This is a genomic window from Veillonella montpellierensis DSM 17217 (assembly GCF_000426745.1).
Taxonomy (GTDB): Bacteria; Bacillota; Negativicutes; order Veillonellales; family Veillonellaceae; genus Veillonella; species Veillonella montpellierensis.
The window spans coordinates 31624-57412 of record NZ_KE384564.1 but is presented as its reverse complement, the minus strand read 5'-3'; the positions used below and the strand labels follow the sequence as shown (position 1 = coordinate 57412).

Below are 25789 nucleotides of genomic sequence, written 5' to 3'. Positions count from 1 at the left end.
TAGGAGGTCAATATATGATTACACCAATGGATATTCATAATAAAGAGTTTGAAACGGGATTTCGTGGATATAGTAAAGAGTCTGTCGATGCCTTTATGGACGAATTAAAAGGTGATTATGAAGAATTATATCGGAGTAATCGTGAAATGACGGATCGTATGGAGCAATTAGAAAAACGCATTGCTCAATATGAACAAATGGAAGCAACCATGAATAATACATTGGCTCTTGCGAAAGAAACGGGAGAAAATGTAAAAGAGTCGGCACGTAAGGAAGCAGAACTCATTATTCAAGAAGCAAGCGCGCAAAAACAGACGATGCTAGAAGAAGCAGATACATCGCTTCGAGAAGCTAGAGAAAAGTACGCCACCATTCAACATGAAATTGCTGTGTTTAAAGCGAAAATTGAATCGATGTTATATTCGCAAATTAAAATGCTAGATAGCATCGTACTAGAAGATAGTAAAGTTGAAACATCGGCAGAAGCAGATAGAGAAGCGGCACTAGACAATCAAGTCGCATCATCTGTAGACGTAGTAGAAGAAACAACACCTGTAGAATCTACAGACGTGTAACTATATGAACATTACAAATCGGCTTGATGTAAGTCAAGCCGTTTTTAACATTGATAATCTAAGAAAGATGAGTGAATCATATGCTTGCAATGTCAATTAATATGTTACATAAGCGGTGTGTAGTAATCGGGGGAGGCTCTGTGGCAGAGCGAAGAATTAAGACCCTATTACAAGCACAAGCAAAGGTTGAAATTATTAGCCCTCGCGTGACGGATACCATTCGGACATGGAGCGAGGAACAATTACTTACTTGGCATCAACAAGCATATGTTCCAGGATGTATAGGCGTAGCCTCGTTTGTATTCATTGCTACGAATGAACATAGTGTTAATGAACAAGCGGCTAAGGAAGCGCGATTACAAGGCGCTTTGGTGAATCGAGCAGATGATTATAGGGATTGTGATTTTACGATGCCTTCTGTGGTGACACTAGGCGATTTGCATATGACGATTAGTACAGGACGTAGTAGTCCACGGATGAATGCACTGATTCGTTGTGACTTGGAACAACGCTACCAGCAGGTAGCTAGTATATTACCTATATTAAATACGTATCGACAAGAAGTTAAACAGCTGTTACTGACGGCATCAGAGAGAGAAGCATTTTGGCGAGCCCAATTGGGACATCGAGAGTTTAACGAAATTTTAGCAGGAAACTGGCAACAAGTGGAGGAAACATTGAACCATGCAATTAGTGGTATTAGGACTAAATCATAAATCGGCCCCCATCAATGTGCGAGAACAATTCTCTTTTGATAAAAGTGAAGTAAGTACAGCCCTCGATGAGGTATATCATTATGATAATATCAGCGAATGCGTTGTGTTATCGACCTGTAACCGTACAGAAATTTACGCCGTACTAGAGGATGTAAACGATCCACATCAGTATATGCTGACCTTAATGAAAGAGTTAAAGCATACAGATTCCATTGATGAAGAGGCATTCTTCTTATTAGAAGGGGAAGATTGTATTGAACATTTATTTCGCGTAGCGGCTAGCCTTGATTCCTTGGTATTAGGAGAAGGGCAAATTTTGAGCCAATTAAAAACGGCCTATTTATCTGCTGCCACAGCGGGCTTTACGGGAGCGGTTTTTAATATTTTATTTCAAAAAGCCATCCATGTGGGCAAACTGATTCGCACCCAAACGGGTATTGCCAATACCCCTGTATCCGTTAGTTATACGGCGGTTAATTTAGCGGAAGATAGTTTGGATAAACCACTTTCAGAGGCAACCGTATTAATTTTAGGGGCAGGCAAAATGAGTGAGCTGACGGCCACACATTTGCAGGCGAAAGGGGTCAAAACGATCTTTGTGTCGAACAGGACCTTTTCTAAAGCGGAACTGTTGGCTCGACGATTCAACGGCCAAGCCATTAAACTAGACGATTTTGTAGAGCAGGCTAAGTTGGCAGATATTATTATTACCTCCACTGGATCGCCACATTACATTGTAAAAGCAGAGCATGCTCGCGATATTATAAAAGCACGCCATGGCAAGCCGATCGTGATGATCGACATTGCCGTGCCACGTGATATAGACCCGATGGTGGCACAAATGGACGGTATTTACTTGTTTAATATTGACGCCTTGGAAAGCGTGGTAGAGGCCAATAAGCACATTCGTCAAGCAGAGGCTAAGAAGGCGGAGCCAATGATTCAATTGGCGATGGATGAAATTAATGAAAAGTTAAATTATTTGTCAGTCCGTCCCATGATGGTGCAACTGTCCGATAAAGGGGAAACGATTCGTCGTCGTGAGTTGCATCGTGCCTTAGTGAAGTTGCCTCATGCTACAGAGCACGACATAAAAATGATGGACTCCATGTCTCGCATGATTGTTCGCAAACTATTACGAGAACCAATGATTCGGCTTAGCGAGATTGCTGGTACCGAAGAGGAAGGACTATATTGGGAATTGTTTAGGGACATATTTAACTTAAAGGTGGAAACTGACCATGAGAAATAGTATTAAAATTGGTACACGACAAAGTGCGTTGGCTGTATGGCAAGCTACGTATATTCGCGATGAATTACAGAGGCTATATCCAACTTGTACGATTGAATTGGTACATTTTACGACGAAGGGCGATGCCATTTTAGAAAAACCGTTGGCGGATATTGGCGGTAAAGGTTTGTTTACGGCTGAATTAGAGGCAGCTATGCATAGGGGAGACATCGATATAGCTGTACATAGTTTGAAAGATATGCCTACAGAGTTACCAGATGGATTGATCTTAGGGGCGATTAGCAAACGAGAAGCGCCTTATGATGCGTTGGTGGCACCGGTGTATAAAACGCTTGATCAGTTGCCACAAGGGGCTAAAGTAGGCACTAGTAGTTTGAGACGTCAAGCACAATTGTTGCATGCACGGCCTGATTTAGATATTCATGTGTTGCGTGGTAATGTGCAGACGCGACTTCGCAAGTTAGAGGATGAACAGTTTGATGCCATCGTATTAGCACAAGCTGGTTTAAAACGATTGGGACTCGATCATTTGATTACCCAAGTGTTTAGCGTTGATGATATGATTCCCGCTGTAGGACAAGGCGCATTAGCAATCGAATGTCGAGACGATGATGAAGAAATGCTTTCTATGTTAGTACCGATTAATCATGAGGAAACGCGATGTGCTGTTGAAGGCGAACGCAGTTTCTTGCGGCAATTACAAGGCAATTGTCAAGTGCCGATGGGCGTTCATGGGATGATTGATAATCATCAATTAACACTACAAGGATTAATTGCTTCCATTGATGGTAAAGATGTATATGAAGGCAGTATTTCTGGCCCTCTTTGCAAAGCGAATATGTTGGGTAAAAACTTGGCAAAAGCATTGTATGAAGAGGGGGGCAAGCAGATTATAGAAACATTGATTAAAGAAGGGATCATAAAATAATGGCAGGCATAGTATATTTAATTGGTGCAGGTCCTGGAGACAGCAAGCTCATTACCGTTAAAGGAAAAGAATGCATCGAACGAGCAGATGTTATCGTCTATGATTATCTGGCAGATAGTAAATTATTACAATGGGCTAGAGACGATGCTGAGATCATTTATGCAGGGAAACAATGTCGGGACCATACTATGCATCAATATGAAATCAATGAATTATTGGTAAAAAAAGGACTTGAAGGCAAGGTGGTAGCTCGCTTAAAAGGGGGCGATCCTCTTGTATTTGGTCGTGGCGGCGAGGAAGCCTTAGCCTTACATGAGGCTGGCGTAGCCTTTGAATTTGTACCGGGCGTTACTTCCGCTATTTCTGCACCGGCCTATGCAGGGATTCCTGTAACACATCGTGCAGTTGCTACGTCTTTTGCAGTGATTACTGGTCATGAAGATCCTACAAAACGAGAATCGGGCATGCATTGGAAGGGTCTTGCGACCGCTGTGGATACACTTACCTTTGTCATGGGAATTGGACATTTACCGATGATTGTGAAAGAACTTATGGCGCATGGTCGCGCACCGTCTACACCAGTAGCCTTAGTGCGATGGGGTACGAAACCAATTCAAGAAACCTTGGTGTCTACTTTGGAACATGTGGTAGATGATGTGGCGAAAGCGGGACTCACATCACCAGCAATCATCGTCGTTGGCGATGTAGTAAACTTACGTGACCAATTGCGGTGGTTTGATAATAAACCGCTATTTGGTAAGACCGTGTTAGTCACTCGCGCAAGACGTCAGGCCAGTGCTTTGTCGGAAGCGTTATTAAACTTAGGGGCCAATGTAATTGAGGCGGCGGCGATTAAGACACAGGCGTTGGCATTGGATGAAGTAACGCGCGCAATGTTAGAAAATTTACGGGCTTATTCGTATATTACGTTTACATCTGCCGAAGGGGTACGCTACTTTTTCAAAGCCTTAGCCGATAGAGGGTTAGATACACGGGCTCTAGGTAATCATAAAATCTGTGCCATCGGTGTAGCGACAGGAAAAGCGTTACATGCCTATGGCATTCGTCCAGATTGTATACCTCTTAATTATCAAGCTGAATCAGTGGTAGAAACCTTACAAGCTGTGGTAGGTGATAGGGATAAAGTATTGTTAGTACAACCTAAAGTGGCCCGATCGGTCATTTCCGATGGCTTACGCGCTAGTGGCATCGATGTAGATGTGATTCGTTTATATGAAACCGTACAAGATATGAGTCAACGTGAAGTGTTACAAGAGGCGTTAGCTAGCAAAACCGTAGATTATATTACATTTACTAGTTCATCTACAGTGACAAACACATTGGCCTTAGTAGGCGACGCGTCGCTATTGAGCGATACTCATATCGCTTGCATTGGGCCGATTACGGCAGCTACAGCGGTGAAAGCAGGATTAGAGCCTACTGTTATTAGTGAAGAATATACGATTGATGGTTTAGTAGCAGCGCTTGTAGCACATGCTACAGGCAATAAGGAGTGATAGCTATGATCGATTTAACCTATCGTCCCCGTCGTCTGCGTACAACTGCAGCGATGAGAGATTTAGTAAGAGAAACTACATTAGATGTTACTGATTTAATCTATCCTATTTTTGTGGTTGCTGGTACAGGTATTCGCGAAGAAATCTCCTCTTTACCAGGCCAATATCACTTGTCGGTAGATGAGGCTGTAAAAGTGGCAAAAGAGGCACATCAGTTAGGTATTCGAGGAGTAGAAATATTCGGAGAACCAACCTATAAAGATGAATTGGGCTCTTCTGCATGGGATATGTCACAACCAGTACAACAAGCGATTCAAGCAATTCGACAAGAAGTGCCAGAGTTGATTGTCGTAGGTGATGTATGTTTATGCCAATATACGAACCATGGCCATTGTGGTTGCATTGAACATCATGAAATTTTAAATGATGAAACATTGCCTTTATTGGTAAAAGTAGCGGTCAGTCAAGCACGGGCCGGGGCACATATTGTAGCACCATCAGATATGATGGATGGTCGTGTGGCAGCGATTCGAGAAGGATTAGATGCGGCGAACTTTAAGAATGTATCGATTATGAGCTATGCGGCGAAATATGCTTCTGCCTATTATGGACCTTTTAGAGATGCGGTTCATTCGGCACCGCAATTTGGCGATCGCAAGTCCTATCAAATGGATCCAGCCAATCGTTATGAAGCGATGCGTGAAATTGAAGGCGATATCGCTGAAGGAGCTGATATCATCATGATTAAACCGGCTCTATCCTATTTAGATGTGGTTCGTGAAGCCAGGGATCGGTATAATTACCCACTAGCCGTATATAATGTAAGCGGTGAATATGCCATGGTGAAAACAGCAGCACAGGCCAATCTCATCAATGAGAAACAATTGGTATTAGAAACCTTGTTATCGATGAAACGAGCTGGCGCTAAGATTATTATTACATATCATGCATTAGATGTAGCACGTTGGCTACAAGCATAAGGGGATCGTATGTGGACACTAGACAAATCTAAACAAGCTTTTACAGAAGCAAAAGAATATATGCCAGGCGGTGTTAATAGTCCAGTTCGCTCCTATCGTAGCGTAGGAAGTACACCACCGTTTATCAGTGCTGCCTCGGGCAGTCGCATTTACGACATCGACAATAATGAATACATTGACTATGTTTTATCTTGGGGACCTATGATTTTAGGTCATGCCCATCCAGAAGTGGTGGCGGCCTTACAGGAAGCTATCCCTCGTGGCACTAGCTATGGCGCGCCTACGTTGTTAGAAACAGAAGTGGCGAAAAAGATCCAAGCATTTATGCCGTCTATGGAAATGATGCGCATGGTTAACTCTGGTACAGAAGCCACTATGAGTGCTATACGCGTAGCTCGTGGCGTGACAGGTCGTGATTGCATTGTGAAATTCATCGGTTGCTATCATGGACATAGTGATTCCTTATTAGTAAAAGCTGGGTCTGGATTGGCTACCTTCGGCGTACCCGATAGTCCCGGTGTGCCACAAGGCGTGGCGGCCAATACCATTACCATTCCCTACAATGATATAGAAAGGGTACGCGCTTTATTTAAAGAAAAAGGCCATGATATAGCTGGTGTTATTGTAGAACCAGTGGCAGGTAATATGGGATGTGTACCACCAGTACCAGGCTTTTTAGAATGCTTGCGTGAAGAAACGCGTAACGCAGGCGCCCTACTTATTTTTGATGAAGTGATGTGTGGGTTCCGTGCTAGTGCCGGAGGGGCCCAAAAGTATTATCATATTGATCCAGATTTAACTTGCTTAGGCAAAATTGTAGGCGGTGGAATGCCTATGGCAGTCTTCGGCGGTAAAGCAGAATATATGAGTCAAGTCGCACCAAGTGGCCCTATTTATCAAGCGGGCACATTGAGTGGTAACCCATTAGCCATGACAGCTGGATTAGCAACCTTATCTATTTTGCAACGCAACCCAACTGTATTTAAACAAGTGGAAACGGCGACAGATATGCTCTGTGAAGGTTTGTTAGATGCGGCACATGCAGCAGAAGTGCCAGTACAAGTGCAACATGTGGGATCCATGTTTACTCTATTTTTCTCAGAGAAACCAGTCACTAATTTTGAAGAGGCAAATGCATGTAACATGGAACAATTTAAACAATTTTTCCACTATAATTTGTCACATGGCATTTATTATGCGCCAAGTCAATTTGAAAGTAATTTCATGTCCCTATCGCATCGTGAGTCAGATATTAAGACTACACTTCAAATTGCTAAGGAGGCGTTCTGTGCCATAGCACAACAGAAGAACATGTAATAATCTATAGAAAATGCACGATGATTGCTTTATACAAATAGGGAAATCTGTAATACGTATGTATATAGTAATTGATTGGTGTCAGATGGGTGCAAAATACTTACACGTCATAGTACTAGGCCAATACGAATCTAGAAATAATCTTCTTAGTCGACATATGTAGTAGGTGTATTAAATTATAAGTATACCTAGCTAGATGGACTTTCAACTAGAGCTATACTCGAGGCGCTGGACTATAGTGGACCATGATGGACATGTAGTATCCGATATGAAACAAGTGTTAGCGATGAATGGACCCATTGGTAGTACGTGACAAACCAGATAGACATATACATAGATGAGTAGGTCGTTGATGGAGTAACTATGGGGGTAGTAGCTATGCAATTGCATAAAAATTTAAAACAAGCACGATTGCGTATAGGACAAAGTCAAATTAAAGTATCTAAAAATATTGGGATTAGTAATGCGGCGTTGTCTAACTATGAAACGGGATACCGTGAACCAGACGTAGACACCTTATATCAATTGGCTAAATATTACAATGTGTCCTTAGATGACTTAATCGGCATTACTACAGATGGCGATTTACCGCCTTGTGATTTATATGCAGTGGTTAAAAGTAAACACATTGCTTTTAAAGGTGAAGTATATGTATTGAAGGAATCACAAAAACAACTATTGATGAAAGAATTAGAAACCATTTTTTCAAAGTTTGATCGATGTAAAGTTAAATAGACGTGAGCATAAAAAAGAGAAGTTTCTCGCTAGCATAGGATGAGAAACTTCTCTTTTGTGTGATAGGTTGGGAATACCTATCATGATGTGTACTTACTAGATACCTAGAGCTAGTAAGTGTACGGCCTATTAGCCTAATTCGATGGTAGATCCTGGTTCTACGACAAGACCCGCCTTATTATACTTGCTTTCAATGAGTGCTGTATATACCGCTGGTTCTTTATCAATTACGGGCCATGTTTTGTAGTGAATTGGAATTGTTACATTCGCGTTGACCCAGGAGGCTGCGAGTGCTGCATCTTCGATACCCATCGTATAGTTATCGCCAATCGGTAATAGGGCATAGTCGATTTCGCCAAATCGATTTAGTAATTTCATGTCGCTAAATAGGGCTGTATCGCCAGCAAAATAGAGACGAGTATCGTAGAATTCTACAAGACAACCACAAGCGTGACCACCAGGAACACCAGAACCATGGAATGCTGGCACAAGGCGAATGGATCCAAAGTCAAAATTATATTTGCCCCCTAAGTGCATGGCATGAGTGCGACAACCAGCATCGGCCGCTTTTTTGGCTACTTCGGCAGTAGAAATTACTAGTGCATCATTTGCTTTAGCGATGGTATTCGTATCGCCGTAATGATCGTCGTGACCATGAGATATAAAAATATATTGGCATGAAATATCTTCAGGACGAGCAGTATCCCATGTGTTGCCGGTTAAAAATGGATCAAATATGATAGATGTAGTCTCATGTGTTAGCATGAAACAGGCATGACCGAAATACGTTAATTGATTAGACATACTTATACCTCCCACGTCATTGAATCCCTAGTGTATGATGATAGCAACCATACGGTTAGTGCCTATGTATATTATATTCTAGATAGATAGGAAAAATCCTATCTGGTATAATGAATTTTATAGACTATAGTTACATAGGATATTTAGATAAGTATATCACATGTGGTGATGATTAGAATAGAGGCACAGTATGGAATTGACACATTTTGATAAAGACGGCAATGCACGCATGGTTGATGTGGGCCATAAGGCAATCACGGATCGTATGGCGGTAGCAGAAGGATTCATTACGGTGAATGAAACAATTTATAAACGAATAGAAGAGGGGACCATGAAAAAGGGCGACGTTTTATCCGTAGCACAATTGGCGGCGATTATGGGGGCTAAACAAACGAGTCAGTTAATCCCCTTATGTCATCCGTTGGCATTGACGAAGGTAGACGTGCATTGTCAGCTAGTGCCTGATACATGGCAGATAAAGATTACTGCTATGGTTAAGACCAGAGGGCAAACGGGCGTTGAAATGGAAGCGCTCACGGCGGTTCATGTAGGACTGTTAACGATATATGATATGTGCAAAGCTGTCGATAAAGGTATGGTGATAGGCCCCATTTACTTGGTAGAAAAAGACGGTGGCAAGAGTGGACATTTTATACGGCGCGAAGCGGTAGATAGAAACATACATAGGTAGAAGCCTTAAAATGGTGTAACAGAGTGCGCTCTATGGATAGAAAGTTATAAGTTTAGATGTAGTATACATCACGGTACAGATATCCATCGAACGTGACGATTAGACTATGATATCTAGGATATTGAGAGAATACGTCTTTTGTAGTACAATGAACTCATCATATAGGATAAAGGATAGATATATGGAAATAGTATTAGTAGAACCAGAAATTCCCGGAAATACGGGCAATATTGTACGATTGTGTGCCGCCAATCACATGACGTTGCACTTAGTCAAGCCATTAGGGTTTTCCATTGAGGATAAATATCTGAAACGGGCAGGCCTTGATTATTGGCATTTAGTGGATATTCGTATTCATGAAAATTTACAAGAAGTGTTTGATGCCTATCCAGATAGGACATTTTATTTTACATCTTCTAAGGCAAAGCATGTGCATAGTGATGTGCAGTATAAAATGGGCGATATGCTTGTGTTTGGAAAGGAAACAAAAGGATTACCAGAAGAACTACTTAAAGCGCATGAGGAAACGAGTATTCGCATTCCTATGAAAGAGGAGGCACGATGCTTGAATCTTTCTAATGCAGTGGCAATTGTTTCTTATGAAGCTATGCGTCAATTGGGGTATCCCGATTTAAAAAAGATAAAATAGATATATACAAGATATGATAGTCTATATAGAGATGTATAGGCTGTGACAGTGAGTATTGTAGTAGGAGGAACATATGAATTACGATAAAGCAAATGACTTAGCAAAAGCTATGCGAGATAGTGAAGAGTACAAAGCGTTAATGGAAGCACAACAACGAGTAGAAGGCGATGCAACTGCTACTGGGCTAGTACGGACTTTCATGGCCCAACAAATGGAATGGGAATATGCTAAATTGGCGAAGGCGCCGAATGAAGCAGAATTGTTGAAAAAGCAAGAGGATTTAATGCCTATGATTCAAGCGAATGAAGCGGCACAAGCCTATTTGCAAGCACATGTTCGATGGAGCCAAATTTCCAATGACATTTATCGCATCATTAGCGCACCAATTACGGAAGGAATGAAGATTCTTGATCATGGCGATGAACAACCAAAACATTAAGGATTTTATACAAGCAGTTGCTAGTAAATTGCCTGCGGAACTGGTACGTGAAAAAGAGCCACTAGCAGATCATACGACCTTTAAAATCGGTGGACCAGTAGATGTATTCGTTACACCTCGTACGATTGAGGAACTGAGCTTTGTCATGCAAATGATAGACCGCTATCAAATACCACTGACTATATTGGGCCTAGGTTCCAATGTGCTTGTCCGTGATGGTGGCATACGTGGCGCTGTGGTGAGCCTAGCGCGTATGACGACCGTTAAATCTTGTAAAGAGGGCGTTATGACTATGGGGTCAGGCTTTTTGTTAAAAGAAGTATCTGAATTTGCCTTAGCGAATTCCCTAACAGGTCTTGAGTTTGCCGTAGGTATTCCTGGCAGCTTGGGCGGTGCTGTATTTATGAATGCAGGCGCTTACATTAGCGAAATGAGTCGTGTCGTCACTGCCGTCTGGACAGTTGATGCGAAAGGAGCTTGTAGAAAATATACAACTGGTGAATTTGATTTCGCTTACCGCCATAGTGTTTTTCAACATACGGGAGAAGTGATTGCCCAAGTGGAAATGACATTAGAAACAGGCGATGCGCGTGAGATACAAGCACTTATGGAGGATTTAACAAGGCGTCGTGAATCCAAGCAACCATTGGAATATGCTAGCGCAGGATCTACTTTCAAACGACCAGAAGGCTATTTTGCAGGGACCTTGATTGAAGAAACGGGTCTGAAAGGCTTGTCAGTAGGTGATGCACAAGTTTCTGAAAAACATGCGGGTTTTGTTATCAACAAAGGTCATGCATCTGCATGTGATGTATTGACACTGATTGGACAAATTCAAGATAAAGTCTATGAAGCGCATGGTGTGCAATTAGAACCAGAGGTGCGGTTACTAGGCATTGATAAATAGATGGTGCTAGTTGGTAGACATTATTAGACGATGGACGTTAGAAATTTATGCGGTAGCATCTGTTTATATGAAGTGATGGTAGGCATGTTTATGTAGTATCAGACCAATGCGTAGGGCGTGATGATTTCATGCTTACTAGGAAAGTCGATAAATAGGTGGCATAGTTTTATAATATGTGATAAAATAAAGTGTTCATTGCTATGGACACTTTATTTTAGTATATGAGAACCACATATAAATTTACATTACCTGTAAGGGAGGATATTTATGATTCGCGAAGATCTTCGTAATGTCGCTATTATTGCTCACGTTGACCATGGTAAAACAACGTTGGTGGATGCCATGTTGAAACAAAGCCATATTTTCCGGGACAATGAAAAAGTCGCAGAACGTGTGATGGATTCTAATGATTTGGAACGAGAAAGAGGGATTACCATTCTTTCTAAAAATACGGCTGTCATGCATGATGGCATTAAAATTAATATTGTAGATACCCCAGGCCATGCTGATTTTGGCGGCGAAGTAGAACGCGTATTGAATATGGTTGATGGCGTATTGTTATTGGTGGATGCCTATGAAGGCCCTATGCCACAAACTAAATATGTATTGCGTAAAGCCTTAGAACAAGGATTGAAACCAATTGTGGTTATCAATAAAATTGACCGTCCAGATCAACGTGTGCATGATGTGGAAGATGAAGTGCTTGAGTTATTTATGGAATTAGAAGCGAATGATGATCAACTTGATTTCCCTGTAGTCTATGCATCGGCTCGTGCAGGTATTGCCAAAACGAATATGGACGATGAAGCTACAGACTTAACACCATTGTTTAAGGTATTAATTGATGAAATTCCAGCACCAGAAGCTGATGCAGATGGGCCATTACAATTTATGGTAACTACCTTAGACTATGATGAATATGTAGGTAAAATCGCAGTAGGTCGTATTGTTCGCGGTAAAATGAGACCAAATCAACCAGTGGTTGTTATGAATGGGGAAGACACACGGAGAGCTAAAATTGGTCGTGTGTACACCTATAATGGGTTAAATCGCGTAGAAACTGAAGAAGCAACAGTAGGCGATATTATTGCTTTCATCGGCATTGAAGATATTAATATTGGTGAAACAGTGGCGGATGCAGAAAATCCAGAAGCGTTGCCAACCATTACTATTGATGAACCAACATTATCCATGATGTTTATGGTTAATAACTCTCCTTTTGCAGGTCGTGAAGGTGAATTTGTCACAAGTCGTCATTTACGCGATCGCTTGTATCGAGAAATTCAAACGAATGTGTCTATGAAAGTAGAAGATACTGACTCGGCGGATGCTTTTAAAGTATCTGGTCGTGGAGAATTACATTTGGCCGTATTAATTGAAACAATGCGTCGTGAAGGCTATGAATTGCAAGTAGGGAAACCAAAAGTAATTTTTAAACGCATTCAGGATCAAATGTGTGAACCATTAGAATATTTAACAATTGATGTGCCACAAGAATTTATGGGTACAGTTATGGAATCCTTAGGGGTTCGTAAAGCGGAACTTATCAATATGGTTGAATTAGCTGGCTATTTGCGCATGGAATTTGTTATTCCGGCTCGTGGCTTGATTGGCTTTAGATCACAATTCTTAACCAATACAAAAGGGACTGGTATTATGAACCATGTGTTCCATGGATATGCACCATACAAAGGTGATATTCCTGGTCGTACTCGTGGTGCACTTGTAGCATTTGAAACTGGGGAAACGACTCCATACGGTTTAAACTCTGTACAGGATCGAGGCGTCTTATTCTTAGGGGCCAATGAAAATGTATATGCTGGTCAAGTTATCGGTGAAAATTCTCGTGAATTAGATATGGAAGTCAACCCATGTAAGAAAAAACATGTTACGAATATGCGCTCTAGTTCTTCTGATGAAGCGGTTCGTTTAACACCACCTCGTATTTTGAGTTTGGAACAAGCATTAGAATGGGTTAATGATGATGAATTGGTTGAAATTACACCAAAATCCATTCGTTTGCGCAAAGCAATTCTAGATAGATCGGCTCGTGCAAAAGCGGCTAAGAATGCAAAATAATGATTATACTTGTAGCATCATGTAGTAAGTTGTCACAGCTCTTACTACGCATGCATACATAGACGTAGGCCTCCTTGTCATACTTTGGTGTGATAAGGAGGTTTTTGTGCTAGTAATGGGTGAGTTAATAAGTGCGCTTGGATACATCGATTAGGATGATTGTATGGAAAATAGTAGTGAGCCTAGGGTATGCTAGACGAATGTGATATGATGAATATACATGAAGTGATACGTAGCATATTAGTATATATGGGATGTATATACTTAGGATGCATAGGTGTATGGTAGTATACATCTACGATGGGTAGAGTAGTAGAGGATGAATGATGAATAGACTATGGGATAGGATAAGAAGATTGCCTTTTATAGGCGGCGTAAGTCAGCCATCATCAGCAGTAACGACTTTGGAACGGGTAATCGAAGAGGATGGGGAATGCCTTTCCTATGAGCTGACGAGAAAGCCTGTAAAACGTATTAATTTACGAGTACTTGCGGATGGTTCGGTGCGTGTGTCGGCGCCACGGTCTGTACCGGTAGAACAAATCGATGATTTTGTAGTATCTCATCTATCGTTTATTGAGCGAGCTAGAAAAGAGTGGCGCTTGCGACAAGCGGATGATAGACGCTTTAGGCCTTCCTATACAGAAGGGGAAGACATCATTTTGCTAGGCCGTCCCGTTTCGCTAGTGGTGAATAGGGCTCCTAGTAAACGACAATCACGGATGGTGTACGATGGACAATCGACCCTTACTTTGTATGCTTTACCAGAGGCAACCTGTGAAGAACGACAGGCGATGGGTGAAAAATTTTTAAAAACGTGGGGTCATGCCGTCTTTGTTCGATGGTCTAATCTGGTACAAGAACGATTTTTAGCGGCCTCTTATGATGTGCCTTTGGCTCAGATTAAAGAGCAACGCATGCGTAGCCGCTGGGGATCGTGTATGCCGAGCAAAGGCATCATTAAAATGAATTTGACTTTGCTTCATGGGCCAGAGTCATTTATTGAATATGTTATGGTTCATGAATATGCCCATTTTATTCATCCCAATCACTCTCCAGCGTTTCATGCCGTAGTAGAAAGCATCTTGCCAGATTGGCGTATGCGTAAGGCACAGATGAGGGCTTACTTTCACCCGTCACACCATAGATAATCGACTGTTACTAGTGGTAGGGATGGTATTGACAAGAGAAATCTACTAGTTAGATTCGTAAAGATAATCGATATATATGGTATAATATAGTTGGATTATTATGTGAGAAAGGCGGACATACTATGCGACCATTTGTACATCTTCATGGACATACTGAATTTAGTTTGCTTGATGGCATTTCGCGTTTACCAGATGTCATCAGTAAAGCAAAAGAATGCAATATGCCTGCAGTAGCCATTACTGACCATGGGAATATGTATGCAGCCATTTACTTTTATAAACAAGCCGTAGCCGCAGGTATTAAACCAATCATTGGTTGTGAAATCTATGTGACGGCTGAGAGTCGCTTCGATAAACCAGAAGGGCGACGGAGAGAACGACTTAAGCATTTGGTATTGTTAGCGGAAACGATGGAAGGCTATCGCAATTTAGTTAAAATTGTTTCCAAAGCCTCTACAGAAGGGTATTATTTTAAGCCACGAGCGGATCATGACTTGATTGCAAAGCATAGTAAAGGCCTTATTGCGTTGAGTGCGTGTATACAAGGAGAAATACCTCAATATATTCTGCAAGACAATATGGATGCGGCGAAGCGCACCATAGAATGGTATATTGATGTGTTCGGTAAGGATAACTTTTTCTTAGAAATTCAAAATCACGGTATTCCAGAAGAACTCACCGTACAAGAGGCATTGATTCAGTTAAGCAAAGAGTATGGGGTGGGCTTAGTTTGCTCCAATGACTTTCACTATGTGAATCGTGATGATGCGGATGCACAAGATATTAAGGTGTGCATATCGACAGGGGCCAAGCGAGCTGATGTGGATCGCATGAAATTTCCCAATGACGAGTTTTATATGAAAACGGGCGATGAAATGGCGGAACTGTTTTCGCATGTTCCCGAGGTCTTGGATACTACGTTATGCATTGCTGAGCGGTGTAACGTGACATTTTCCTTCGATGAGCATCATTTGCCCCATTACGATGTGCCAGAAGGAGAAACGGCACATAGTTATTTGCGAAACCTATGCGAGTCCATGATTCCTCATCGCTATGAAAGCACGACAGAAGAATTGATGGAGCGCCTTGATTATGAGCTGCGTATTATTGGAGATATGGGCTTTGATGATTATTTTCTTATCGTGTGGGACTACGTGAAATATTCTCGGGATCATCATATCCCAGTCGGTCCTGGTCGTGGTAGTGCCGCTGGTTCTGTAGTGGCCTATCTGTTGGGAATTACTGGATTAGACCCGTTGCGATATAATCTTTTGTTCGAACGATTTTTGAACCCTGAACGGGTGAGCATGCCCGATATTGATATGGACTTTTGCTATGAACGGCGCGACGATGTCATTCGCTATGTAACCGCTAAATATGGACAAGAACGGGTGTCGCAAATTATTACGTTCGGTACAGAGGCGGCACGGGCGGTTATTCGCGATGTAGGGCGCGTCTTAGACATGCCATTAGCCGAAGTAAACCGCATTGCTAAAATGATTCCTAACGAACTCGGCATCACCTTAGAAAAGGCTTTGAAAAGTAAAGAATTAAAAGTGCTCTATGAAAGTGATAGGGCTGTACAGGAACTTATTAATTTTTGCCTAAAGCTAGAAGGCATTGCTCGTAATACGTCAACCCATGCAGCAGGCATCGTGATTTCTGCAGATCCTTTAGACGATCACGTGCCTGTGCAAAATGCCAATGAAGAAGGATTTGTGACGCAATATGACAAGGATAATATTGAAGAGTTAGGTCTGTTAAAAATGGACTTTTTAGGGTTGCGCACGTTGACAGTTATAGAAGATGCGTTGGCACTCATTCAAAAAAATCGCGGCCTTACGATTGATATAAATCGCATTCCCTTGGATGATAAAAAGGCGTGTGAAATTTTAAGTCGTGGCGATACGGCAGGGGTATTTCAACTAGAGTCAGAGGGGATTACAAAACTTGTAATGGCCTTAGGACCAGAACATTTTGAAGATTTAATCCCCCTTGTGGCCCTATATCGGCCAGGTCCATTGGGCAGTGGCATGGTAGATGATTTTATTAAAAGTCGTCATGGACAGCGCGAAGTAACTTATTTGCATCCTTTGTTAGAGCCTATTTTAAAAGATACATTCGGTGTTATTTTGTATCAAGAACAAGTTATGCAAATTGCCTCTGTTATGGGTGGCTTTTCACTGGGGCAAGCTGATTTATTGCGTCGTGCTATGGGTAAGAAAAAAGAATCTGTCTTAAAAGCACAGCGCGAATCTTTTATCGCTGGCACCCGTAAGAATCAGATTGACGATGCCATTGCTAATGAAGTCTTTGATTTGCTTGTGTATTTTGCAGGGTATGGATTTAATAAATCACATAGTGCTGCCTATGCGTATATTGCCTATCAAACGGCTTATTTAAAAGCACATTATTTCCCTGAATTTATGGCAGCTACCATGACGAGCTTTATGACGAACATGGATAAACTTACCTATTATATTAATGAATGTAAGAAACATGATGTCACTGTATTGGGCCCCGATGTGAATTACAGTGAACATGGATTTGTGGTACAAGATAAGGCGATTCGCTTTGGATTAGGGGGCATTAAAAATGTAGGGGATAATGCCATTGATCAGCTTATTGTAGAGCGCCAAAGAGCGGGACAATATGTGTCACTTCTTGATTTTTGTAAACGGGTGAATGCGAAAGTGGTGAATAAACGGTTATTAGAAAGTTTAATTCGCTGTGGTGCTATGGATAGCTTTGGTGAAAATCGCAATCAGTTGTTGCATATGTATGAAGCGGCTCAGGCTGTGGGCAGTAAACAACAAAAAGATCAAGCCTTAGGAACGATGAATTTGTTTGGTGGGTTAGAAGAAGATATAGATTATATTAAGACGCCTCATATAGAGGATTTATCGGAAGAGGAAAAGTTAAAGGATGAAAAAGAATATACAGGATTCTATATTACGGGACATCCGTTAAGTAGCTATGCCAATGAATTATCGTCCTTGTTTGAATTGGGGCGCTTGCGAGATAATCCAGAAGCCTATGATGGCAAGCAAGTGACAGTGGGAGGTTTGATTGCGAGTAAAACAGATCGCATGACACGACGCAATGAGTTGATGTCCATTGTGCGGTTGGAAGATTTTACTGGCGCTAGTGATGTAGTTTTGTTTCCACAAACCTATCAAAAAGCACAACCTTATATAGCGGTAGATATGATTGTTAAAATTAAAGGTCGTGTTGATGCAGATGAAAAAGGCGTTCAAATCATCGCTGAGTCCGTCATGCCTTTGAAAGTTAATTATCATACAGTGCGACGGATGGTGATTCATATTCCTATAGAGTGTGATACACCAGAAGTGAGCCAACAATTAAAAACATTACTTACGAAGGCGACGGGCAATGTACCGGTTAGCTTTTATTTAGAGAAGCAACGTAAATCTATTCCGTTGCATCCAAGTTTTTACTTTACACCGACAGACGAGATGTGCCACCAGTTGGTGACGATCTTAGGTGAAGATTGTATAGAGTTTTATTAATGGTTTAGTAAAGGTAATACCTGATTCCACCAGTGATTTCTATTATGTAATAGAGATGGAATGTGTATGCCTATAGAGGTATAGTATGAATAAGCGAACTAAAATTGTATGTACCATAGGCCCAGGTACCGACCAACCGGGTATATTAGAAAACATGTTGAAATCTGGCATGAATGTGGCGCGGTTTAATTTTTCTCATGGTACGCATGAACAGCAAGAAGAACGAATGAACATGGTGCGTGATGCAGCACTTATTGTGCGGCAACCAGTGGCATTGATGTTGGATACGAAAGGACCAGAAGTACGACTAGGTCTATTTGAAGAGGGAACAGTATATTTACAAGCAGGACAAACGTTTACATTGACGACGCAAGCGGTTATGGGGAATCAAGAACGTAGCACCGTTAGTTATGCGGGCCTTATTCATGATGTATCCATAGGAGATCGTATTTTGTTAGCCGATGGACTTGTGGAGGTATCGGTGGTAGAAATTACCGATACGGATATTGTGACCTATGTGAATAACAGTGGAGAAATTGGCGATCGTAAGCGTGTGGCGGTGCCAGGCGTGCCATTACATTTGCCAGCCGTATCCGCTCAGGATGAAGCAGACTTACGATTTGGCTGCCAACAGTATGTGGATTACATCGCCGCTTCTTTTATACAACGCGGTGAAGATGTGGTGGCCATTCGTCGCATCTTAGAAAGTGAAGGCAAGGGAAAAGATATAAAAATTATTGCAAAAATTGAAAATGCAGAAGGTCTTAACAACCTCGATGATATTTTAAAAATGGCGGACGGCATAATGGTAGCTCGTGGCGATTTAGGCGTGGAAATTCCAGCGGAAGAAGTGCCTGTATTGCAGAAAATGATTATTAGAAAATGCAATGAAGCGGGGAAAGTCGTCATTACGGCGACGCAGATGTTAGAATCTATGATTCATCAACCGAGACCAACACGAGCAGAAGCAAGCGATGTGGCGAATGCGATTTTAGATGGCACAGATGCTATTATGCTGAGTGGGGAAACGGCAAATGGTGCCTATCCTGTGGAAGCGGTACAAACGATGACACGAATTGCAGAAGTAACAGAACAAGCGAGTATTTATGACAATGCGGGACGGCAAATTAGAACAGGCTCCATGAATACGACGGAATCGATTTGTGCGGCCAGTGTAGACGTGGCTAACAACTTAGGGGCCAGTGCGATTATTACCTGTACAGAAACGGGCGCTACGGCGATTGGCGTGGCACGCCATCGGCCTAGCTGTCAAGTGGTAGCGGTAACACCTCATGCGGCTACGATTCGACGTATGCAACTGTATTGGGGCGTTCAGGCGATTAAAGGACCTGCATGTACTAATTCTGACGACATGGTAACCCAGTCCATACACCAAGCCTTAGCGGATAATTGTATCTCTTCTGGCGACTTAGTCGTCGTTACAGCCGGTGTACAATCTGGTTCACATGGCACAACGAATATGATTCGCGTGCACGTGGCGGGCAATGTGTTAATTGATAGTAATAGCCTTGGCAGTACGTCTGCTACGGGGCGTATATACATAGCCAGTCGCCATGAAAGTCATGAACACTTTCAACCAGGGGATATCCTTGTTATAGGAACTATGGAGCCTAACTATATGGCATTAGCAAAACAGGCAGGTGCCTTAATTACGGTAGAAGATGGATTTACATCGGATGGAGCCATTATAGGTATTAACTTAGGCATACCAGTTATTTTGGGAGCAAAAGAGGCAGAACGTGTTTTGGAGGATGGTCAAATTGTTACTGTTGATGGCGTACGGGGAAAAGTATTTGAAGGAACCGTTAATGCTCGTTAACATAGATGTGTTGGTGTTGTAGGGCATCGTGTATGCCGATAGATAGGAGCAATCTATGGATGAAAGAGAATGGAAAACGTTTACTACGGTAGTTGAAGAAGGGAATATTACGAAAGCAGCTGGTAAATTGTTTATATCGCAACCGGCTCTTAGCTATCGATTGCGTCATATGGAACGTGAGTTAGATATATCTTTATTATTGCGAACCAATGAAGGGATTATCCTTACGCCAGAGGGCGAAGTGTTTTATGAATATTGCCGCCACATGCTAGGCGAACAAGAGTCATTGCGACAAAAATTAAGCTCCGTATCGGGCAAAATTAGTGGCACCTTAAAAATTTCCTCTTCCATTAATTTTGCTGATTATGAATTGCCGCGCTTGTTACGACTGTTTAGGGAACAGTATCCAGACATTACGGTGCATGTAAAAACAGGATTTAGCCACCAAGCAATTAAATCTTTTAATTCTGGCGAATGCATGATTGCCTTTGCACGAGGTGACTATAATGGTGTAGGTCAAGCTACTACCTTATTAGAGGAACCGTACTGTGTTGTCTATAAAGACCCCGTTCCATTTCACGAATTAGGGGACATTCCATATATTCGATATCAAACAGATCCAACCGTAGCCAATGTGATTGAAACTTGGTGTGGAGAACATATTCCACAAATGTTAACATTAGGGATGGAAGTGAATTCCATGGTAACCTGTCGCCACTTTGTACGGGAAGGACTAGGCTGGTCAATCCTTACTTATATGGGACTTGGTTCTTGCAAGGATCGAGATATTGTGGTGCGCCCCGTATGTGATAAACAGGGAAATTTCGTGACAAGAAGCACAAAGATGTTTTATAATGAAAGCATATTAAATTTATCAGCTGCTAAAATTTTTATAGAATTTGTGACAGCGTATTATAAGGAACACGAAGTAGTAGACACATCGTTCTTTTACAAAGAATGAGTGTCCTTATATGGATAATGAAAGTTCATGTCTATGTATTATATAGACGTGAACTTTTTTTGTTAAGTAACAAGAGTTACGTAGTTGTTGTTCAATAGGTATAAAAGTTTTATACCCCCCTATAAGAGGCTTCTATTTTTCTTCTTCTACTAGACCATATATAATGAATGTATGGAATGATATGTATTCCATATACACATATTATAAGGATATTGTTATAGACTTAGTGTATAGAAATAGATATGTTGTGTAGTTTTGTATAGTATAGATTCTAGGTGGAATATATACAGAGTAGTAAGTCGATAGAAGGGATTTGTATGAATAACAAAATTTGGAAATTAGCTATCATGATAGCCATTCCATTATATACATGGTTTTCAGGGGCCCCAGACGGGTTGAGTCAAGAAGGTTGGCGCCTATTAGGTTTTTATTTATCAGCGATTGTAGGGCTTATGTTAAAACCCTATTCCGTACAGATTATATTTTTAGCCATTATTGCCGCATCTTCTATTTTTATGGATAATGCCAAAATATTATTGGCTGGCTATGGCTCCACATCCTTATGGATGATTATTGCAGCCTTTTCGCTAAGTGTTGCGTTTGGTAAGACGGGACTGGGACATCGATTGGCGTATCATTTAGTGAGTCTATTTGGTAGCAGCGTATTGCGCTTGGGATATGTAACGGCATTGATTGATTTTATACTTTCTCCAGCTACACCATCGAATACGGCTCGTGCAGCAGGCATTGTATATCCAATCAATTTATCCATTGCAGAATCTATTCACTCATTTCCTGGTGAAACAGCCCGTAAAGGTGGTTCCTATATTTTGATGAATGGTTATTTTGTTACAAAAATAACATCCTTTATTTTCATGACCGCCATGGCGCCCAATCTACTTGCCTTAGACTTTGTGAATAAAATTTTAGGCATCTCATTGACGTGGGGTGAATGGGCATTAGCCATGATCGTTCCTGGTTTGTTAATGCTAATCATCACACCGTTGATTGCGTACTATGTGGATCGACCTACAGTGACAACCATTGATAATAAAGCGTTAGCCGCTAAGGGGTTAGCAGAACTAGGCGATATGAAGAGTAGTGAAAAAATCCTCTGTGTGATTTTCGTCTTAGCCCTTATCGGTTGGGCCTTGCCATCTATCGGTATTGCCGTAAATGCCACTGCAGTAGCACTGGTAGCGATGGCATTCACCTTATTGACTAAGATTATTACATGGAATGATATTGTAGAAACCAAAGCGGTGTGGAACACATTCATTTGGTTTGGTGGCTTACTCGGTATTTCGACAGCCTTATCAAAAGCGAAATTCTTTGACTGGTTGGCTATATTCATGGAAAGTCATATGGCATTCGACCTTTCCCCACTTATGGTGGCAGTTATATTGGCGGTTATCAGCTGCGCTATTCGGTATTTATTTGCCTCCAGTACAGCCTATATCGCATCTATGATGCCCGTATTCTTGACAGTGGGTAAGGCGACAGGCGTAGATCCTGCGCTATTCGGCTTATTAATGTTGACGACGAATGCGTTTGGCGGCTCCTTAACACACTATGGTGCGTCCCCAGGACCAATTATTTTCTCCGCTGGATATAACACCGTAAAAACTTGGTGGACTGTGGGAGCGTTACTGGTTATTGTGTATTTGATTATTGATTTTACGATTAGCCCGTTATGGTGGTCCCTTACAGGCTATATCGGTTAACAAGGTAAAGACATTGCACAATGTTTTTTATAGACCTATTGTATTTTATGTTGTAGGGAAAGTTACTACGATGTAGTAACTTTCAGATGTACCTAAGAAAGGATATACTATGAAGCATTTAGTGAAAACTGCTACGGCTGGTTTTGATGAAAAGCAAGATGTTCTCGTTACAGTGGAACCAATTAGTGCAGGTATTGAAGTGGAATTAACTTCAAAAGTGATGCGTCAATATGGCAAACATATTGAAGAATTGATTATTAACACAGTGAAAGAACAAGGCTTTGACGGTGTGAAAGTAATTTGTGATGATAAAGCAGCTTGGGACTATGCGATTAAAGCCCGTGTTATGGGTGCCTTAGAAAGGGGGAGCCAAGAATAATGAGTGCATTAACAGAAGCAGCAAAAGCTCGTATTTCTCGGTCGATGATGTTCGTACCGGGCAATTCACCTAAAATGATTAACAGTGCGGATATTCACGGTTCAGATAGTTTGATGTTTGATATAGAAGATTCCATTCCTGTTACAGAAAAAGATACGGCTCGATTAATGACCGCAGAAGCATTAAAGTCTATGAAATTCCGTGCAGAAACAGTGGTTCGTATCAATCATCCTACACAAACACCATATGGTATTAAAGATATGGAAGTAATTATTCCTGCTAAACCTGATTTGATTCGCTTACCAAAAACAGAAGACGTATCAGAAGTGGAATTAGTAGCTCGTAAGATTGAAGAAGTGGAAAAAGAAAATGGATGGGAAGAAGGCACTATTAATATCATCGTTGCCATTGAATCCGTAAAAGGTTTATATAATGTGCGAGAAATTTGCCATGGCCCTCGCGTGGTAGGCATTGCTCTTGGTGCAGAAGATTATCGCGCTGATCTTCGTACAGGTAAATCGAAACCAGCCGTAGAATTGGCGTTTGCGCGTCAATCGATTTTATTGGCTGCCCGTGAAGCGGGTATCCGTTGCGTAGATACAGTCTTCTCTGATGTGAAAGATCCTGAAGGCTTTGTAGAAGAAGTAACCTATATTAAAGCCCTTGGCTTTGATGGAAAATCGTGTATTCATCCTAGCCAAATTAAATTGGCTCATCAAGTATTTACACCAGATGAAAAAGAAATTGCTCATTCTGTTAAAGTATTGAATAGCTATGCGAATGCATTGAAAAATAATTTAGGCGTTATTGCAGTAGACGGAAAAATGATTGATGGACCTATCGTAGTCCGTGCACAACGCATTATTGATAAAGCACGGGCAGCAGGTATTAAAGTAGAAGTAGATGAAGGAGCTGAAATTAATGTTAAATAAAGCAGGTCGTGACATCCCAACAAACTTGCCGTACCTTAGCGGTAAAGAAGTATATCAAGGCGAATTTGCGATTACACCAAACACACATCGTGTAGGCCGTACAGTACGTGCGTATGGACAACAGCCTAATAAAATTGTAGCTTCCATTGATGAAGCAATTGAAAAAGCAGGCTTAAAAGATGGTATGACAGTGTCCTTTCACCATCATTTACGTAATGGCGACTATATATGCCAAATGGTGATGGAACGCATTCAAGCGAAAGGCATTAAAGACATTACCGTTGCATCTAGCTCCTTAAGCCCTTGCCATGACTTCTTAGTGGATATGATTAAAGATGGTACCGTTACAGCCATTGAAACATCAGGCTTGCGTTCTGCCCTTGGTAAATTTCTTACTAACAATCCAGGCGTATTAAAACGTCCTGTAGTCATTCGTTCTCATGGTGGCCGTGCAAGAGCTATTGAATCTGGAGAAGTTCATATTGACGTAGCATTTATGGGGGCTCCTACTTGTGACCGTCGCGGTAATTTTACTGGTTCTGAAGGTAAATCAGCATGTGGTGCCTTAGGCTATGCTATGGTAGATTCACATTATGCAGATGTAACCGTGGCTATTACTGATAATTTAGTAGATTATGTATATCCTTACTCTGTACCACAAACCGATGTAGATTATATCGTAGAAGTAGAATCCATTGGGGACCCAGAAGGCATTGCGTCAGGGGCAGTAGGATTTACTAAAAACCCAATACAAATTAAAATCGCTGAAATGGCGGCAGCCTTTTTAGATGAAGCAGGGATTATTAAAGAAGGCTTTGCATTCCAATTAGGCGCTGGCGGTGCTCCATTGACAGTGGCTAAGTTCATCGGTGAAAAATTGAAAGCGAAAGGTATCAAAGCTGGTTTTGGTATTGGCGGTGCTACTGGTATCTTGGCAGGCATGTTAGAAGACAATCTAATCGATGCAGTCTATGATACACAAACATTTGATATAACAGCGGCAGCTTCATTACATACAAATCCTAATCATATTGAAATGAGTGCGTCCATGTATGCTAATCCTTGGACTGATTGCATGACGAATTATCTTGACGTAGTATTCTTGGGTGCTACAGAAGTAGATGTTGATTTCAATGTCAACTGCATGACGGACTCAAATGGCGTGTTGATGGGTGCTTCTGGCGGCCATAGTGATACAGCAGCAGGCGCTAAATGCACTGTCATTACATGTCCATTAGTACGTGGTCGATTGCCAATGATTTTAGATCGCGTACAAACCATTATCACACCAGGTACATCTGTAGATGTGATTGTTACAGAACGAGGCATTGCTATCAATCCAAATCGCAAAGATTTAATCGATGCCTTAAGAGATAGCAACTTGCCAATTTATACAATTGAAGAATTACAACAAATTGCTTTTGATTTAGTCGGCAAACCAGAATCAGTTACCGTATCTGATAAAGATGAAGATATTGTAGCTGTCGTAGAATATCGTGACGGCTCTGTGATTGACGTGGTTCGCAAACCATTAGTATAGTACGCATGAGTACATGGTTACTGGAATAGACTAGAGAGCATTTGATTGATAAGCTATCATACAGCTGTAGTAGTTAATACAGTATGGTAATAATAGTTATATCGGTATAGAACATCGAGTCGTGCCATATTAATAGATATGGT

22 protein-coding genes are annotated in these 25789 nt (G+C 41.4%); 21 read left to right on the top strand and 1 reads right to left on the bottom strand.

The annotated features are described in order from the left end of the window. Positions 1–14: 14 nt before the first annotated feature. From K357_RS09225 to K357_RS09220, 8 genes are all read left to right on the top strand, one after another. Complete coding sequence (locus K357_RS09225; protein ID WP_071838058.1) at positions 15–575, top strand: DivIVA domain-containing protein; 561 nt, start codon at positions 15–17, stop codon at positions 573–575. 80 nt (positions 576–655) lie between these two features. Next, the gene (locus K357_RS0107970; protein WP_038114015.1) at positions 656–1291 is read left to right on the top strand and encodes an NAD(P)-dependent oxidoreductase; all 636 of its coding nucleotides are present in this window, start codon (positions 656–658) and stop codon (positions 1289–1291) included. Next, complete coding sequence (gene hemA, locus K357_RS0107965) at positions 1260–2543, top strand: glutamyl-tRNA reductase (RefSeq protein WP_028258217.1); 1284 nt, start codon at positions 1260–1262, stop codon at positions 2541–2543. The genes K357_RS0107970 and hemA overlap by 32 nt, the downstream gene beginning before the upstream one ends. Next, the gene (gene hemC / locus K357_RS0107960) at positions 2533–3471 is read left to right on the top strand and encodes a hydroxymethylbilane synthase (protein ID WP_028258216.1); all 939 of its coding nucleotides are present in this window, start codon (positions 2533–2535) and stop codon (positions 3469–3471) included. The genes hemA and hemC overlap by 11 nt, the downstream gene beginning before the upstream one ends. After that, a complete protein-coding gene (gene cobA / locus K357_RS0107955) occupies positions 3471–4988 on the top strand; it encodes a uroporphyrinogen-III C-methyltransferase (protein WP_028258215.1) in 1518 nt (505 codons plus the stop codon). The genes hemC and cobA overlap by 1 nt, the downstream gene beginning before the upstream one ends. Before the next feature lie 5 nt (positions 4989–4993). Further along, entirely contained in the window at positions 4994–5968 is a 975-nt protein-coding gene (hemB, locus tag K357_RS0107950) for a porphobilinogen synthase (RefSeq protein WP_028258214.1), read from the top strand. Positions 5969–5977: 9 nt separating this feature from the next. Next, complete coding sequence (gene hemL / locus K357_RS0107945; protein WP_028258213.1) at positions 5978–7285, top strand: glutamate-1-semialdehyde 2,1-aminomutase; 1308 nt, start codon at positions 5978–5980, stop codon at positions 7283–7285. 363 nt (positions 7286–7648) lie between these two features. Then, on the top strand, positions 7649–8020 hold the full coding sequence (locus K357_RS09220; protein WP_231562193.1) for a helix-turn-helix domain-containing protein: 372 nt from the start codon (positions 7649–7651) through the stop codon (positions 8018–8020). 129 nt (positions 8021–8149) lie between these two features. Here K357_RS09220 and K357_RS0107935 read toward each other — a convergent pair whose 3' ends face one another. Then, on the bottom strand, positions 8150–8824 hold the full coding sequence (locus K357_RS0107935) for a metal-dependent hydrolase (RefSeq protein ID WP_028258212.1): 675 nt from the start codon (positions 8822–8824) through the stop codon (positions 8150–8152). Positions 8825–9014: 190 nt separating this feature from the next. Here K357_RS0107935 and moaC point away from each other — a divergent pair, with 190 nt between their 5' ends. From moaC to citF, 13 genes are all read left to right on the top strand, one after another. Further along, positions 9015–9515, top strand: a complete 501-nt coding sequence (moaC, locus tag K357_RS0107930) for a cyclic pyranopterin monophosphate synthase MoaC (RefSeq protein WP_028258211.1) — start codon at positions 9015–9017, stop codon at positions 9513–9515. A 181-nt stretch (positions 9516–9696) separates the two neighbouring features. Next, entirely contained in the window at positions 9697–10164 is a 468-nt protein-coding gene (gene trmL / locus K357_RS0107925) for a tRNA (uridine(34)/cytosine(34)/5-carboxymethylaminomethyluridine(34)-2'-O)-methyltransferase TrmL (RefSeq protein ID WP_028258210.1), read from the top strand. Between the two features lie 73 nt (positions 10165–10237). Further along, a complete protein-coding gene (locus K357_RS0107920) occupies positions 10238–10603 on the top strand; it encodes a YlbF/YmcA family competence regulator (RefSeq protein ID WP_028258209.1) in 366 nt (121 codons plus the stop codon). Beyond that, the gene (gene murB, locus K357_RS0107915) at positions 10578–11510 is read left to right on the top strand and encodes a UDP-N-acetylmuramate dehydrogenase (RefSeq protein ID WP_028258208.1); all 933 of its coding nucleotides are present in this window, start codon (positions 10578–10580) and stop codon (positions 11508–11510) included. The genes K357_RS0107920 and murB overlap by 26 nt, the downstream gene beginning before the upstream one ends. A gap of 267 nt (positions 11511–11777) precedes the next feature. Then, positions 11778–13589, top strand: coding sequence for a translational GTPase TypA (typA, locus tag K357_RS0107910; RefSeq protein WP_028258207.1), 1812 nt, complete (start codon positions 11778–11780; stop codon positions 13587–13589). 326 nt (positions 13590–13915) lie between these two features. Then, positions 13916–14740, top strand: coding sequence for a M48 family metallopeptidase (locus tag K357_RS0107905; protein ID WP_038114011.1), 825 nt, complete (start codon positions 13916–13918; stop codon positions 14738–14740). A gap of 122 nt (positions 14741–14862) precedes the next feature. Continuing rightward, positions 14863–18270, top strand: a complete 3408-nt coding sequence (locus tag K357_RS0107900) for a DNA polymerase III subunit alpha (protein ID WP_028258205.1) — start codon at positions 14863–14865, stop codon at positions 18268–18270. 85 nt (positions 18271–18355) lie between these two features. Continuing rightward, positions 18356–20110, top strand: coding sequence for a pyruvate kinase (pyk, locus tag K357_RS0107895; protein WP_028258204.1), 1755 nt, complete (start codon positions 18356–18358; stop codon positions 20108–20110). Positions 20111–20165: 55 nt separating this feature from the next. Further along, positions 20166–21071, top strand: coding sequence for a LysR family transcriptional regulator (locus K357_RS0107890; RefSeq protein ID WP_028258203.1), 906 nt, complete (start codon positions 20166–20168; stop codon positions 21069–21071). A gap of 317 nt (positions 21072–21388) precedes the next feature. Then, complete coding sequence (locus tag K357_RS0107885) at positions 21389–22795, top strand: DASS family sodium-coupled anion symporter (RefSeq protein WP_028258202.1); 1407 nt, start codon at positions 21389–21391, stop codon at positions 22793–22795. A gap of 109 nt (positions 22796–22904) precedes the next feature. Continuing rightward, a complete protein-coding gene (gene citD, locus K357_RS0107880; RefSeq protein WP_028258201.1) occupies positions 22905–23174 on the top strand; it encodes a citrate lyase acyl carrier protein in 270 nt (89 codons plus the stop codon). Beyond that, on the top strand, positions 23174–24106 hold the full coding sequence (locus K357_RS0107875) for an aldolase/citrate lyase family protein (RefSeq protein WP_028258200.1): 933 nt from the start codon (positions 23174–23176) through the stop codon (positions 24104–24106). The genes citD and K357_RS0107875 overlap by 1 nt, the downstream gene beginning before the upstream one ends. Next, a complete protein-coding gene (gene citF / locus K357_RS0107870) occupies positions 24096–25646 on the top strand; it encodes a citrate lyase subunit alpha (RefSeq protein WP_028258199.1) in 1551 nt (516 codons plus the stop codon). The genes K357_RS0107875 and citF overlap by 11 nt, the downstream gene beginning before the upstream one ends. The last annotated feature ends 143 nt before the right edge of the window (positions 25647–25789 follow it).